This window comes from Flavobacterium sp. IMCC34852 (genome assembly GCF_030643905.1).
In the GTDB taxonomy this organism is placed as follows: domain Bacteria; phylum Bacteroidota; class Bacteroidia; order Flavobacteriales; family Flavobacteriaceae; genus Flavobacterium; species Flavobacterium rivulicola.
This window is the reverse complement of sequence record NZ_CP121446.1, coordinates 1,061,073-1,075,376: the sequence shown is the minus strand read 5'-3', so window position 1 is coordinate 1,075,376 and position 14,304 is coordinate 1,061,073. Positions and strand designations below refer to the sequence as shown.

Genomic DNA, 14,304 nt, shown 5'->3' with positions numbered 1-14,304 from the left:
GATTTCCTAAAGTTCAGAAATAGTGAATCCGATGCTTTTTAAATCTTCCCAAAAGGCGGGATAGGATTTGGAAACGACTTCAGCTTCTTCGATAATTACCGGGACTTTTAGTGCCAATGGTGCGAAAGCCATGGCCATTCTATGGTCTTGATAGGTTTTAATAGTGACATTTTCAGTTATCGATGATGAAGGTTCTAGAGTTAGACTATCATTAGTAACTAAAACATTTGCGCCAAGTTTTGTTAGTTCAACTTTTAAAGCTTCGAGTCGGTCAGTTTCTTTGATTTTGAGTGTATGCAAACCGGTTAAATGACAGCCAATTCCCAATCCGAAGCAAGTTACGGCTATGGTTTGGGCGATGTCGGGAGAATTGTTGAGTTCAAAGTTGTCGGTTGTCGGTTGTCGGTTGTCTTTTTTTCTCAATCGAATACTATTGTTTTCAAAAATAGTTTCCACTCCAAATGTTTTATAAATTTCTGCCAATGTGCTGTCGCCTTGCAGGCTGTTTTGTTTATAGCTTGACAAGGTGATTTCGGTTCCGATTTCGGACAAGGCTGCAATGGAGTAATAGTAGGAAGCTGAAGACCAGTCGGATTCTACAGTAAGGGATAAGGGATAAGGGATAAGGGATAAGGGTTTGACTGATATTATATTTCCTACGAATGATGTTTCTACGCCAATTTCATTTAGCAAAGCTAAGGTCATTTTGATATACGGAACAGACGTGATTTCACCTTTTAAAGTTAATTCTATACCGTTTTCCAGTTTGGGTGCGATGAGTAACAATGCTGAAATGTATTGGCTACTGACATTGGCCGGAAGGGAAACTTTAGACTGCGTTAGTTTTTTTCCTTTGATTTTGATGGGTGGAAAACCTTTGTTTTCTTCGTAGGTGATTTCGGCTCCGAGTTGTTGTAAGGCTTCGACTAAAATTTGAATCGGGCGTTCTTTCATTCGGACAGAACCGGTTAACACAACTTCGCGATTTTCTTGTGTGGCAAAATAAGCGGTTAAGAAACGCATGGCTGTTCCGGCGTGGTGAACATCTATAAGTTGCGTGTTGTGTGTTGCGAGTTGCGAGTTTTGCAATGCTATAGCCATGACCTCTGAATCATCGGAATTGGAAATATTTTCCAATACCAAATTCGGATATAACGCTTGGAGTAATAACAGACGATTAGTTTCCGATTTCGAACCCGTTATTGAGATTGAAGATTGAGGATTAACGATTGAAGATTTTAGCTGTAAATTCATTTGTTATTTCACGGAGTTACACAGAGAAGCACAAAGATACACATAGAAACTCCCTACTTCCAACTTCCGACTCCCAACTTATTTCAGTTTCTCGTTGTTGTGATGGCGGTCGTGGTCGCGTTTGGTTTTTAAATCCATTTTTTTGTCGAAAGCCGCTTGCAGGTCAACACCGGTTTGGTTGGCTAAGCACAAAACCACAAAAACCACATCGGCTAGTTCTTCACCCAAGTCTTTATTTTTATCGCTTTCTTTTTCGGATTGCTCTCCGTAACGTCGGGCAATGATTCGGGCTACTTCGCCTACTTCTTCGGTGAGTTGCGCCATATTAGTTAACTCATTAAAATAACGGACACCGTGATTTTTGATCCAATTATCGACTTCTTGTTGGGCGTTTTTGATATCCATTTTATATTTTCTTTAAAACGATTTTCTCGGTTTGTTTGTTGACTAGTTCTTTAAAGAAGCTTTTCAGTGCGTCGTAATATTCGGAACCAATTACTGCATTGTTAATATCAATGGCGTAACTGATTTGAACTGCTTTTTCAGTACTTGAAATGTTGTATTTAAAATTGGCCAATCCGTCAGGCATAGAAACTGCTTTTGGTGTTGGTAAGGTTTCTATAACATAACCCTCAGGAATGGTCAAAGAAATGTTGTATTTGTCTTGATGAGGATATCCAAAATCAACCGGATATTCTCTGACTTCTTGTTTGAAAGGATTCACATCAAGGGTAAAAAATAAAAACGGTGATGTATAGATTTTGTCCCCTATTACCTCAACACTGTTATTGGTTGTAAAATTATAGTTTTCAATTATGGGTTTGGTCAAATCCAAATTATTTTGGACTTCATAATCGGTCACTTCAATTCCTTTGTATTTTTTTTCTAACCTATCTACCAGACTTTCTTTGACCAAGCCATTGTATTTATCTCTGTAAAGATAAGCATTGTAATCAAAATACTGCTGCCTGATTTTTCCTTCTACTTGTCCTTCCGGTTTAATTTGGGCGATAATATTGATTAATTCTTTGGAATTCAATTGCGGCATTAAATCAATTTCTGAAGAAGAGCCATCTTCTTTGATTACTCTTCCATTCCAATTTAGGTCGCGAATAGGCAAAATATTGATGTCTGAATTTTTATCAGTAGCGTCCAACAAGAGACTTTGTTGCTCGTCAATAACGTTGACAATTACATAATTGAATATTGATTTATTGGGGAATTGCGCATAGCCATTTTCTCTGGTACTGATTAAAACCGGATAAGCTTCGACTCCTGCCATTCTGAGCATTGACAATAAGATAAAGTTAATTTCGGCTACATTCCCTACTTTTTCCTGATACGCTTTTATTACCCCTTTTTTGGTGTAGTATCCGTATTTTTCATCCCAATTCATTCTAGTTTTAACAAACGATAAAACTGCATTTATTCTGTCTCTTTTGGTAAAATCCTTTTTAATTAAGAGATTTAAATCACTCATAAAATAGGCTGTCTCTTTTAATTCTTTGCCAAAACGTTCTTCTTCGTAGATGGATTTTGCCACATTTTCCCAAGTAGTGGCTATTTGTTTCGGCTCTTGATCGGGATATCTTACCAATTCTAACTCATGTTCAATTTTTCCGTAATAATTATTGATAGAATTCACATAATCTTCTTCTCTTAAGGCGGGAATGTCTTTAGCGATGTATTTGGTAACAATTTGATTATACCTCATTACTTTGCCCACATTTGTTTTATCAATCTTACTGTTAAATGACTGAGAAGTAGGCTCAACATTATACGTTACTTCGGGCTTGACGTATCCTCTTATCATTCCTTTGTAAATATAAAATTCAGGAACTTGAGATTCATACTCTGCATAGTCAACCGGTATGTTGTACTGAAATTGAAAATCGGGTAAAACAGAGATGTTTTCAGATTTTAATCGGTATTTCAATTCGATAATAGAACCTTCTTTTACATTGGGAAAAGTAATGGTTTTCTTGGCCCAAAATTCATTGATTACTTTTTTAAATTTACTTTGACTGACAACTTTTTCTTTGATGATTTCATTTCCTTCTAAATTGTAGGTATAAGCGCTGATAATATCAACATATTCATCATTAAGATTTTCGTAACCAACGTAATACGGAATATCAAAATTAGCCCAATCGAAACCCTCTTTTTTATAAATTTTTATCTTTATATCGAATTCAGTTGCCGATTCAAATCCGTTTTCTTCATAATATGTAAAAGTTGTTTTGGCTTTTTTAAAGATGATAACGGCAGAAGCCGAAGTGTCTTTAGCATACACTTTTTCGGCTAACTCTTCTTTCTTTACTTTACCCAAAACAGCTTTTTGGGCAACAAGATGACAACTTAATAAAATAAAAAATAAGCAAAAAATTCTATTACTCATATTACGCTTTTTTGAGCACTATTTTCTCCGTTTGTTTGTTGACCAATTCTTTAAAGAAACTTTTAAGCGCATCGTAATAATCCGGATTAATAATAGCACTATTGATATCTAGAGAATAAATTAATTGCAATTGTGTACCATTATTGGAGATATTGTATTTAAAATTGGCCAAATCATCGGGCAAACCAATTGCTTTGGGCTGAGGCAATGTTTCCACTATATAACCTTCGGGCATTGTTAAACTGATTAAATATTTGTCTTGGTTAGGAAATACAAAATCAACCGGATATTCTCTCGTTTCTTGTTTGAATGGATTTTCGTCTAATGTAAAAAACAAAAAAGGTGAAATATACATTTTGTCTCCTATAATTTCGACATTTTTTTCGGTAGTGAAAGCGTAATTTTCTACCACCGGCTTTGACAAATCTGATCTGTTTTGCATGTCGTAATCGGAAACTTCCAATCCTTGACTTCTCTTTTCTATGCGTTCTACTATACTTTCATTATTTATTCCGCTGTTTCGGTCTCTGTAGGAGAACGCATTATAGTCAAAATATTGGCTTCTGACTTTTCCTGTAACTTGCCCTTCAGCATTGATTTGTGCCATAATATTGACTACTTCTTTTGAGTTAAACTTCGGCATCAAATCTATTTGCGTTGAAGTTCCGTCTTTACGGATCAAACGGCCAAACCAATTTAAATCACGGATTGGTAAAATATTCGGCAATGAATACTTATTGGTGGCGTCAAATAAAAATACTTTACCGTTGAGCTCAACACCGGAAATAACATAATCAAATGCCGTTCTGGAAGGAAAAAGTGAGATCCCGTTCCCTCGTGTACTCAACACTACCGGATTGGCTTCAAAACCGGCATGTCTAAACATTGAAGTCAACATGAGATTGATTTCTGCCACATTACCTACTTTATCCAGATAGGCTTTTCTAACTCCGACATCACAACCATATCCGTAGAAATCATTCCAATTCATTCTGGATTTAACAAAATTAAAAATGGAAGCTATTTTTTCTTCGGGTGTTGCAGCACCGGCCAAAACGGTTTTGAGGTCTTCTTCATAATAACCGGTTTTATTCAATTCCGGTCCGAAACTGTCATTTTCATAAATTGATTTTACTACATTTTCCCAATCAGAGGACAAGTTCTTCATAGGTTGATTAGGATATTGAATAGAATTTAATTCATGTTCAATACTGCAAGTGTAGTTTTTAATGTTATTAACAAAAGACTCGTCTTTTAAAGCCGGAACATTTTCTATGGTGTAAGTAGAAGTGATTTCGGAATAGCTGAATTGGTCATTAGAAAAACCGGTCGTGGTTACTCTTCCCTCGGATCTTTCTTTACTGGTAGTATTGATGATTTTTGTGGTACTGTTTGATTCATATTTTGGCACCAAAAACCCACGCATTAAGGGTTTGTAAACATAATATTCCGGAATTACAGTTTTGAATTGACTGTACACAACGGGGATACTGCTTTGAAAAGCCCAATCCTCTAATACACCTATACTTTCTGATTCTAAAGTATATTCATACTCAATGATTGACCCTTCTTTTACATTAGGCATGGCAATTTTTTTTCTGCCCCAAAATTTGCTGAGTTTTTCATCAAACTCACCTTCGCTTTTTAACTTTGTCTTTTCGATTTTTCCATCCACTAAATTATAGGTTACGGCATCTCTAAAATTTACGCGCTCTTTGGTATTTCCGCCAATGTAGTAACGAACCGACTTATTGGCCCAATCGTATCCTTCTTTTTTGTAAATTTTAATTTTGGTTCTGACTCTGGTTTTCATAACAAAACCCCTACCCTCCAGATATTCAAACCTCACTTCGCCTATATCAAACAATACCGCTGCGGCTGCCGAGGAATCTGCCGGACAAACTTTTTCGCTTAATTCTTCCACAGTAACTTTACCCAATTCACGTTTTTGGGCAAAAGAAGTAAAAGAAGTCAATAAAATAAGGATAATGATTTTTTTCATGGTGGTTAGGATTTTGAAATGACAGTTTTTGAATTATCTAATTTGGCTATGGATTCTCTGAACTTTCGGTAACTTTCGTATTTGGAACTTTCGTAGAATCCTTTTTTGATTATGAGTTTTCGTTTGCAAATTATGGTTTTGGAATTTACCGGTACAAACTCTATTTTGTACTCGCCAAATTCGGTTTTGAGTTCTGCATTATTGGGTTTAGCTTCGAAAATATAGCCCTCCGGAATGCTAATCTCAAATTCATCCTCATCGGTGTAGCCTCTGATGATTTCAAAAGGAAATTCTCGGTTTTTATATTTCTTAGGCACATAATTGTTTTGGTCAAAGGCATTGAGTGCAAACATTAATTTTCCGGCCGAATTTTGGGCGTAACTCTCCGCTTCCATTTCTAATTCTTCTGTAAATTCAATCTTATTCTTGTCATTGACCAGTTGCATTTTTTTGATGGATAAGTTATTGATATTATCAAACTCTTCCTTGTACCTACTGGTCTGATCTTCCTTACTCATTCGCTCTTTGCCAAAAGAATTGTCATACTGTATGCCATAAGAAATCATTTTAATTTTTCCGGACAATTTGCCTTCCTCATTTACAGAATATGCTCCTTTTATAGTTCTTAAACTTTCAGTCTCGGTGTAAGTTTTGGTCTTTACAATTTCACCGCCTTCGGGTTTGATTAACAATATATTCCTATCATCCGTGAAATCACCTTGAAAGCCAAAAGGCTGAATTTGACTTGTACATTCCAACCATACCAATCCTTTATCAGTGGGCAAAGTCAGAATAACATGATTTCCTTGTACTGAAGCAAAATCCTGTTGCAAATCTTTAGTCTCATCATCTCCTGCGTACACTACCGTGTAGTAAGAATCAACACCAACCGTCTTTAGCAATGACCGAGTGTAATTTGTCAGCGCTTTGCAATCGCCATAACCTAGTTTGTCAACTTCTTTAGCTAACATGGGTCTCCAACCACCAATTCCAACTTGAACACTGACATAGCGGGTTTTTTCTTGTACATACTTGTAAATAATTTTAGCCATTTCAACCGCATTTTTTTCAGTTCCTATAAGTTGCTTAATTTTAAGTTTGGTCTCTTCCGGAATTTCTTCTGTATCAGACAATAAAGATTGATAATACCATTTACCAAACTCATTCCAATTGGTAGCAATACCTTCAACATTTTCTAAGGAAAATTTTTCCAAAGAAAAATAAACCAGCGGAAATATTTTGGTGAAACCCGGCGCTAGTTCTTCTCTCTTCTTAGCTACTAAGTTCTTCGCAGCATAAGTTATTGAAGTGGCGGTTTCCTTTTTTTCAATTCCGAAATGACTTTTAAAATTTATTTCTTTGGTTTTTAGTCCCAATTCAGATTTGTAAACAATGGTCATGGTTGTTTTTTCTACACTTTCCAAATACCCGTTCATCGGGCTCCACGGACGTATAAAAGCTGTGTTTGAAGTTGCTACTTCACTCTCAAAAACTATCGTGAACGGATAGGTTGTTGGTGTAAAATCAAGATACAAAGCCCTGTTGTCATTAAAAATCGAAACCCCATCAGCTACACTGACATCCTTAAAATCCTTTCTCCTGTAAGTTTTAATTTCCTTTCCAAACAAATCATATACTGTGGCTTCAATTTTGCTGATTCGTTGATTTTTATCGTAGTTCTCAGATAAGTCCAAACTTCTTAAACCCAACTCATTCAAAACTGTTGTAACCACCATGGATTTGATTGTCATTTCTTTTTGAGAAGGAATTGAAATATTAACCTCATTCAAGCGAATAACGGCATTGGCATTTTGCTTTAAACTATCGGGGATAAGCATCGCGGCATATTCTAACTTTTGTCCTTGCGCGATTACAAAAAATAAAAGGAAGAAGAATGGTAAAATTCTTAGTTTCATGGGCACTAAATTTTACCAAATATAAAAAATTATGATTTATTTTATAATCTTATTCTTTATTTTTTTACAAAATATTTTTTGATTTTCGGGCTAATATAAACTTCGAATAAAGCCATAAAAATTCCGAAAAAAGCTGCAGAAGTGAGCGCTTTTTTAAAATCCCTCTCGGCCTCAGTATAATACATCATCACTCCAAAAAGAGTTCCGTAAACCAAAAAACCAACTAAAAATGTGATGGCTTTCTGCTTCATATTATTCTTTGTTTTTGGTGTCGATTATAATGGTCACCGGACCGTCATTTAACAAGGCTACTTTCATATCGGCGCCAAATTGTCCGGTTTGTACTTTTTTGCCCAATTCGTTTTCCATTTGGGTGACAAAACTCTCGTATAAAGGAATGGCTGTCTCAGGTTTGGAAGCCTTTATGTATGAGGGTCGATTGCCTTTTTTGGTCAAGGCATGAAGCGTAAACTGACTCACAATAATCATCTCACCATTGGTCTCTTTTAAAGAAAGATTCATCACTTGATTAGTGTCGGCAAAAATTCTGAGATTGGCAATTTTGGCGGCCAACCAAGTAATATCTTCTTGAGTATCGCTGTCTTCAAATCCAACCAAAACCAATAATCCTTGTTGAATATCGGCCACGATTTGACCTTCAATCGTTACAGAAGCACGGGAAACTCTTTGGATGACTGCTCTCATTTTGGGCTATGATTTCCGGGTTTCGTCACTGGCAATTCGGTCATCGTTGTAAATATCGGAACGGTAATGCTCATCGTCTCCCTCGAGAATCTTGAGGTAACTGTTGTAACGCGACCATGCGATTTTATCTTCTTCTAACGCTTTTTTAACGGCGCAATGCGGTTCTTCTTTGTGCAGACAGTTATTGAATTTGCATTGCTCCTTTAACCTAAAAAACTCAGGGAAATAATCGCTGATTTCCGAAGGTTCCATGTCTACTATACCAAAACCTTTGATTCCAGGCGTGTCAATGATTTTAGCCCCAAAAGATAGGTCATACATTTCGGCAAAAGTCGTCGTGTGTTGTCCTTGTTTGCTTTGTTCCGAAATGTGTTTGGTTTTCAAATTCAAACTAGGTTCTAAAGCATTGACTAGAGTAGATTTTCCAACACCCGAATGTCCCGAAAACATGCTCACTTTTCCCGTCATCATGGTTTTCAATTCGGCAATTCCCTTTTGTTCTTTGGCAGAAACTCTCAGACATTTGTATCCTATTTCGGAGTAAATGTATTGCAAGTACAATTGCTCATCGAGCAGGGCTTCGTCAAAAGTATCTATCTTGTTAAACACCAAAACCGCTTCAATCCCATAGGCTTCGGCAGTAACCAAAAACCTATCTATAAAACTGGTCGTTGTTGGCGGATTATTAATCGTAATCAAAAGGAAAACGATGTCAATATTAGAGGCAATAATATGGGTTTGCTTTGACAAATTCACAGATTTTCGAACGATGTAATTCTTACGGTCGTGAATCGTATTGATGGTTCCCGTAATGTCATCGGAAGTGTCATCCAATTCAAAATCGACCACATCGCCCACTGCTATAGGATTGGTGCTTTTAATGCCTTTCATGCGAAACTTTCCTTTGATACGACATTCATAAACCGCATTATCTTCGGTCTTCACGGTGTACCAACTTCCGGTAGATTTATAAACGAGTCCGGTCATTTTTTGAATTTAGTATAGTGCAAAGGTAAAAAAAATGAAACTGTAATGGGTTTAAAGTTTGTTTCAAATAAAAAGGCTGTGAAAAATCACAGCCTTTAGATTTTTAGTCTTCCAGGATCATGCGTCCCAGTTTATCCAGTTTCCTTCTTGAGGAATAAACGATAAACTCATTTTGATTTTTGCGGTAATAAATCCCCGGGCGAAGCACCAATTCGTTCTTGATTACTTCTTCGGGATCTTTTCTGATGATTTGACCTTTCTCATCAAAGATAAAAAGTGCCGGAACTGCGTTGTTGTAATTCCCTAATGATTTGATTTCTTCAATATCAGTAACGCCTTTGTTTTTCACATTATCATTGAAAAGCAAATTCAAAACACCATCTTTGTATATCGGAATGGCCCCTAAATATTCAGGACCTTTCCCCATTTGTGCCAAAGGAATAGCCATGGCTATGCCTACTGCAAAGTTGCCGTTTCCGCCAACAGCTCCAAAAGCAAATGACATAGTCGTCACCGTAGCCGATTGTTCTTTTGGCAATACATTACTCCAGTCTAGCGAACCATCCGGTTTAAGACAAGTAACGATGATTTCATTTTTTGTATAAGTTACCGGAGTAAAAGCCAAAGGCCCGATTCCTGAGCTTTGACCAACATAAACAAATTGTAACTCAGACAACACGATGATACCGCCGTCGTTTTTCTCAATTAAGGTAGTAATGCTGTAAAGTGGTTTTAAGTCTTTCCCTTTCTTAGCTCTTCTTTCCCCTAATAATTTAACTTTCGTTGCATAATCAAACTCGTTAAATTTTAAGTTGTCATTTACATTCGTGGCCAAATTAATGGTAGCATTGTAAACTCCTTTTAGTTCTTTGTTGGCTTTACCGTTTTCACGAACACTAGAGTAAAATCCAACCAATTGCAGTGTGTTTTTGTTGGTTGACATCATCTTACAGTTGATGATTTCTTTGCCTTTGATATTAATATCAACCACTTCTTTCACATAGTTGTTGGCTCTTTTGAAAGCGTGAATTTGGAATTTTTCTACTTGTTCTTTCTTTTTAGAATCGCGGTAGCTTTCGTTGATTACCAAAAACACATCGTCTTGAAAATTCAATTCAAAATCAGAAATGGTGAACTCGTAATCCTTCTTGCTGTCGTCAAATTTCACTTTTTCTTCGCTGCTGAAAAGTGTGGCTAATTTGTCGTCAAACAATTTAACTTCGTATTTAATAGCGTCTTCTTTAGGGAAACGAGAAGTGTGCATGATTAACAAAGCGCCTTCATCTGGAGATTGTTTGAAGTAAAATCCGCCACGCTCCGATTTTTTGGCTACTTCAGAATTGAATAAGGTAACTGATGTTTTGCTTAAAACTCCTTTTTCTGAAATTTCGGATCCGACTAAATTGAAAATTTTCTCTTTTTTGTTGTAAACACTTCCAATGGCATACAATTTACCGTTTAATAAAAAAACGTCTTCAAAGTCAACCTCTTTATCACTGATTTGTGGAATAACAATAGGATTAGACGAAATAATTTTCATGGTTTTTGATTCAAATATTTTTAGGAAATAATCCTCCTTTTCTTTGAATCCGAGAGCGTAAATTTTATTGCCGGTTTCTCCAATAATCTTTACGATTTTTTGTTTGTCTTCCGGTAATTCTTCACCGTAAGTCATGTTGATTTTGTCAATTTTGTTCTGTGCATTCAAGCTTATGCAACTGCAAACAAAAAAGACAAAACCTAAAAAGGTTTGTTTCATTTTGGTTGTTTTAAAATTAAAGATTGTTTTTATTGTGGCGCAATGATACAAAAAAAACCTGCCAAAATACTGACAGGTTTTCTTTTTAACTTAAAGGAAGTAATTAATTATTAATGACTTTCTCTTGATGGGTAATACTTTCTTGGTGAATTGCCTTGAAAATCTTCAAGATAAACTCTTCGCTCAAGCCTTTTTCTTCACCGTCTAAAATCATTTTCCCGAGGATTTCGTTCCAACGTTTATTCTGCAAAACAGCTACGTTTTTCTCCTTTTTCAAGGCTCCGATTTTATCGGCGACTTTCATTCTTTTGCCTAAAATCTCGAGTAATTTTCTGTCGTATTCATCAATATCAACACGGAATCTCGACAAGCGGTTGTTGTAATCATCAGCGTCATCGGTTTCTTTTCGGATGGTTAAATCGAAAATAATTTGTTTCAATCTTGTTGGCGTGACTTGCTGAGCCGCATCGCTCCAGGCATTATCAGGATCAACATGGGTCTCTATGATCATTCCGTCATAATTCAAATCCAAAGCTTCTTGAGTGACCTGAAAAATCATATCGCGGTTTCCGGTAATGTGTGACGGATCAATAATCAAAGGAATATCCGGGAATTTATTCTGAAAATCAATAGCTATCTGCCACTCGGGAATATTTCTGTATTTTGTTTTTTCATAAGTCGAAAAACCTCTGTGAATAACGCCCAGTTTTTTGATTCCGGCATTGTACAATCGCTCCAATCCGCCAATCCACAAAGACAAATCGGGATTCACCGGATTTTTGACCAAAACAATTTTATCGGTATTTTGCAAAGCATCCGCCAATTCCTGAACCGCAAACGGGTTTACAGTTGTTCTGGCGCCAATCCACAATACATCAATATCGTATTCCAACGCCAATTTGACTTGGGCTGCCGTTGCTACTTCTGTCGCCATGAGCAAACCGGTTTCTGCTTTGGCTTTTTTGAGCCATTTTAAACCAATTTCGCCAACGCCTTCAAATCCGCCCGGACGCGTTCTGGGTTTCCAAATGCCGGCTCGAAAAATTGACACTTTAGAATCTTTTAGTTCGTGGGCAATTTTTAAGACTTGGTCTTCGGTTTCGGCACTGCATGGTCCGGCGATTACCAGAGGATGATTCAAGTTGAAATCATCTAACCATTTTCTATTTTCTGCTGTAATATTCATAGCTTTTTATCTGTTGTAAATTTAGTAAAATCCAATTCGTAATTCGTAATTTCTAATTCGTAATTCTTTTTATAGCTTCTTGTATTTTTTCTTCGGTAACACAAAGCGAAAATCGAATGTAACCTTCGCCATTACTACCGAAAATAATGCCGGGCGTGATGAAAATATGCTTTTCAATTAAAATTTTATCAATAAAAGTTTCTGCTGAAATGGCTTGCGGTAATTTGGCCCAAACGAATAAACCGACACTATTTTTATCGAAAGTACAATCCAGTTTTTCCGCCAATTGGAAGATAAGATTTCGGCGTTTGGTATAAATTTCGTTTTGCTTACCAAACCAATCTTGGCCCAATTTCAAAGCTTCAATCGCGCCTTTTTGAATCCCGTAAAACATCCCGCTGTCCATGTTGCTTTTGACTTTTAACACCGCATCGATTAGGGTGGCATTTCCCATAACCATTCCCACACGCCAACCGGCCATATTGTAAGTTTTGGATAAAGAATTCAGTTCTAAAGTGACGTCTTTGGCGCCCTCAACTTGCAAAATCGAAATTGGGTTTTCGTTTAAAACAAAACTGTACGGATTGTCGTTGACAATTAAGATGTGGTGTTTTTTGCCAAAAGCAATCAATTTTTCAAACAACTCAATTGTTCCATTGGCGCCGGTTGGCATGTGCGGATAGGAAACCCACATGAGCTTGACTTTCGACAAATCCGTTTGCTCCAAAGCTTCAAAATCAGGTTGCCAATCGTTGGTGGCTGTTAAATCGTAATTCACTGCTTTGGCTTGTACCAATTCGGTGACCGAAGCATACGTCGGATACCCCGGATTAGGAATCAGTACTTCATCGCCTTCATTTAAAAAAGCGAGTGAGATATGCATAATGCCTTCTTTGGAACCCATTAACGGTAAAATTTCGGTATTGAAATCCAAATTTACCCCAAACTGATTCGCATAAAAATCGGCCATGCCTTTTCGCAATTCGGGTAAGCCTTGATAGCTTTGGTATTCGTGGGCTTTGTCGTCATACATCGATTGGTTCATCGCATCAATCACGGTTTTATCGGGCGCTAAATCTGGACTGCCGATACCCATATTTATGACCGGTTTTCCTTCGGCTATGAGTTGGCGCACTTCTCGCAATTTTCTGGAGAAGTAGTATTCTTGAACGCTGTTTAATCGGTTGGCAGTTGTTATCATGGTGTTCCTCTTTTGTATTCACCCAAGACTTTGAAATGGGTAGTCATTAGGGCTAAAATGTTTTTGGCTTTTTCATAATGTTTGTACTTCTCAAAAATCACATCCACAAAAAATGAATATTGAAAAGGTGTTTCTATAATGGGCATCGATTGAATTTTAGTTAAGTTCAGTTTGCAGTTGTTCATTACATTTAACACCGTGGCCAAACTGCCCGGTGTGTCATCTAATTCAAATTTGATTGAGGCCTTGTTAATTTGCTCTTTGGGTAACTCTTTATTGGTAGTTTTGACAATCACGAATCGGGTTTTATTACTTTGCACGGTATGAATACCGGCAGCTAATATTTCCAAATCGTATAATTTCGCGGCAATCGGAGCAGCAACGGCGCCTATTCCCATTAGTTTTTGCTCCTGAATGCGACGTGCAGTTTCTGCGGTATCGCCACTTTCGACCAATTTGATGTGCGGATATTGGCTAAAGAAAACAGCACATTGCAACAAGGCAATAGGATGCGAATGGACTTCTTTGATGTCTTCGATTTTTTGACCTTTCAACACCATTAAGTTCATGTGAATGTCGAGATAATGTTCTCCAATGATGTGCAAATTATTGCGGTCGATTAAAGCGTAATTGGGAATAATCGAACCGGCGATAGAATTCTCCAACGCCATGACACCTTTGTGCGCTTGATTATTCACTAAACTTTTCACCAAATCATCAAACGACATGCATTCATCTAAATCATTCACCTGTTCAAAATATTCTTGTGCCACTTGGTGGTGAAACGAACCTTTAATGCCTTGTATAGCAATTTTTGCTTCCATAAATCCAAAAAAAAATCCCAACTTTCGTTGGGATTTATATTATAGTTGTTTTAAAATTTTACTTTTTCACAT

Annotated in this window: 12 protein-coding genes; all 12 read right to left on the bottom strand. The window is 36.9% G+C overall.

The genetic code is table 11. From position 1 onward, the window contains the following. Positions 1-6: 6 nt before the first annotated feature. Positions 7-1,254 (bottom strand): 3-phosphoshikimate 1-carboxyvinyltransferase, encoded by a 1,248-nt coding sequence (gene aroA / locus P7V56_RS04725; protein WP_171220839.1) that lies wholly within the window; start codon positions 1,252-1,254, stop codon positions 7-9. Between the two features lie 78 nt (positions 1,255-1,332). Beyond that, positions 1,333-1,659, bottom strand: a complete 327-nt coding sequence (locus P7V56_RS04720; RefSeq protein WP_171220840.1) for a nucleotide pyrophosphohydrolase — start codon at positions 1,657-1,659, stop codon at positions 1,333-1,335. 1 nt (position 1,660) lies between these two features. Next, a complete protein-coding gene (locus P7V56_RS04715; RefSeq protein ID WP_171220841.1) occupies positions 1,661-3,652 on the bottom strand; it encodes a DUF3858 domain-containing protein in 1,992 nt (663 codons plus the stop codon). Position 3,653: 1 nt separating this feature from the next. Further along, positions 3,654-5,654 carry a DUF3858 domain-containing protein gene (locus P7V56_RS04710; protein WP_171220842.1) on the bottom strand — a complete coding sequence of 667 codons (2,001 nt, stop codon included), beginning with the start codon at positions 5,652-5,654 and terminating at the stop codon, positions 3,654-3,656. Between the two features lie 5 nt (positions 5,655-5,659). Further along, positions 5,660-7,570, bottom strand: a complete 1,911-nt coding sequence (locus P7V56_RS04705; RefSeq protein WP_171220843.1) for a DUF3858 domain-containing protein — start codon at positions 7,568-7,570, stop codon at positions 5,660-5,662. 56 nt (positions 7,571-7,626) lie between these two features. Beyond that, on the bottom strand, positions 7,627-7,821 hold the full coding sequence (locus tag P7V56_RS04700; RefSeq protein ID WP_171220844.1) for a hypothetical protein: 195 nt from the start codon (positions 7,819-7,821) through the stop codon (positions 7,627-7,629). Position 7,822: 1 nt separating this feature from the next. Continuing rightward, on the bottom strand, positions 7,823-8,275 hold the full coding sequence (gene dtd / locus P7V56_RS04695) for a D-aminoacyl-tRNA deacylase (RefSeq protein WP_171220845.1): 453 nt from the start codon (positions 8,273-8,275) through the stop codon (positions 7,823-7,825). Between the two features lie 6 nt (positions 8,276-8,281). Then, entirely contained in the window at positions 8,282-9,262 is a 981-nt protein-coding gene (gene rsgA, locus P7V56_RS04690; protein ID WP_171220846.1) for a ribosome small subunit-dependent GTPase A, read from the bottom strand. Positions 9,263-9,365: 103 nt separating this feature from the next. Beyond that, positions 9,366-11,021, bottom strand: coding sequence for a hypothetical protein (locus P7V56_RS04685; RefSeq protein ID WP_171220847.1), 1,656 nt, complete (start codon positions 11,019-11,021; stop codon positions 9,366-9,368). A 103-nt stretch (positions 11,022-11,124) separates the two neighbouring features. Then, entirely contained in the window at positions 11,125-12,207 is a 1,083-nt protein-coding gene (locus tag P7V56_RS04680) for a bifunctional 3-deoxy-7-phosphoheptulonate synthase/chorismate mutase type II (protein WP_171220848.1), read from the bottom strand. Positions 12,208-12,259: 52 nt separating this feature from the next. Next, on the bottom strand, positions 12,260-13,408 hold the full coding sequence (locus tag P7V56_RS04675) for a pyridoxal phosphate-dependent aminotransferase (protein ID WP_171220849.1): 1,149 nt from the start codon (positions 13,406-13,408) through the stop codon (positions 12,260-12,262). Then, complete coding sequence (locus tag P7V56_RS04670) at positions 13,405-14,232, bottom strand: prephenate dehydratase (protein WP_171220850.1); 828 nt, start codon at positions 14,230-14,232, stop codon at positions 13,405-13,407. The genes P7V56_RS04675 and P7V56_RS04670 overlap by 4 nt, the downstream gene beginning before the upstream one ends. Positions 14,233-14,304: the final 72 nt, after the last annotated feature.

What these genes read in the sequence shown, in the direction of transcription:
- P7V56_RS04675 (WP_171220849.1), bottom strand. Translation starts at nt 13,408, where the DNA reads ATGATAACAACTGCCAACCGATTAAACAGCGTTCAAGAATACTACTTC.
- aroA (WP_171220839.1), bottom strand. Translation starts at nt 1,254, where the DNA reads ATGAATTTACAGCTAAAATCTTCAATCGTTAATCCTCAATCTTCAATC.
- P7V56_RS04710 (WP_171220842.1), bottom strand. Translation starts at nt 5,654, where the DNA reads ATGAAAAAAATCATTATCCTTATTTTATTGACTTCTTTTACTTCTTTT.
- P7V56_RS04685 (WP_171220847.1), bottom strand. Translation starts at nt 11,021, where the DNA reads ATGAAACAAACCTTTTTAGGTTTTGTCTTTTTTGTTTGCAGTTGCATA.
- P7V56_RS04670 (WP_171220850.1), bottom strand. Translation starts at nt 14,232, where the DNA reads ATGGAAGCAAAAATTGCTATACAAGGCATTAAAGGTTCGTTTCACCAC.
- P7V56_RS04680 (WP_171220848.1), bottom strand. Translation starts at nt 12,207, where the DNA reads ATGAATATTACAGCAGAAAATAGAAAATGGTTAGATGATTTCAACTTG.
- dtd (WP_171220845.1), bottom strand. Translation starts at nt 8,275, where the DNA reads ATGAGAGCAGTCATCCAAAGAGTTTCCCGTGCTTCTGTAACGATTGAA.
- P7V56_RS04715 (WP_171220841.1), bottom strand. Translation starts at nt 3,652, where the DNA reads ATGAGTAATAGAATTTTTTGCTTATTTTTTATTTTATTAAGTTGTCAT.
- P7V56_RS04700 (WP_171220844.1), bottom strand. Translation starts at nt 7,821, where the DNA reads ATGAAGCAGAAAGCCATCACATTTTTAGTTGGTTTTTTGGTTTACGGA.
- P7V56_RS04705 (WP_171220843.1), bottom strand. Translation starts at nt 7,570, where the DNA reads ATGAAACTAAGAATTTTACCATTCTTCTTCCTTTTATTTTTTGTAATC.
- P7V56_RS04720 (WP_171220840.1), bottom strand. Translation starts at nt 1,659, where the DNA reads ATGGATATCAAAAACGCCCAACAAGAAGTCGATAATTGGATCAAAAAT.
- rsgA (WP_171220846.1), bottom strand. Translation starts at nt 9,262, where the DNA reads ATGACCGGACTCGTTTATAAATCTACCGGAAGTTGGTACACCGTGAAG.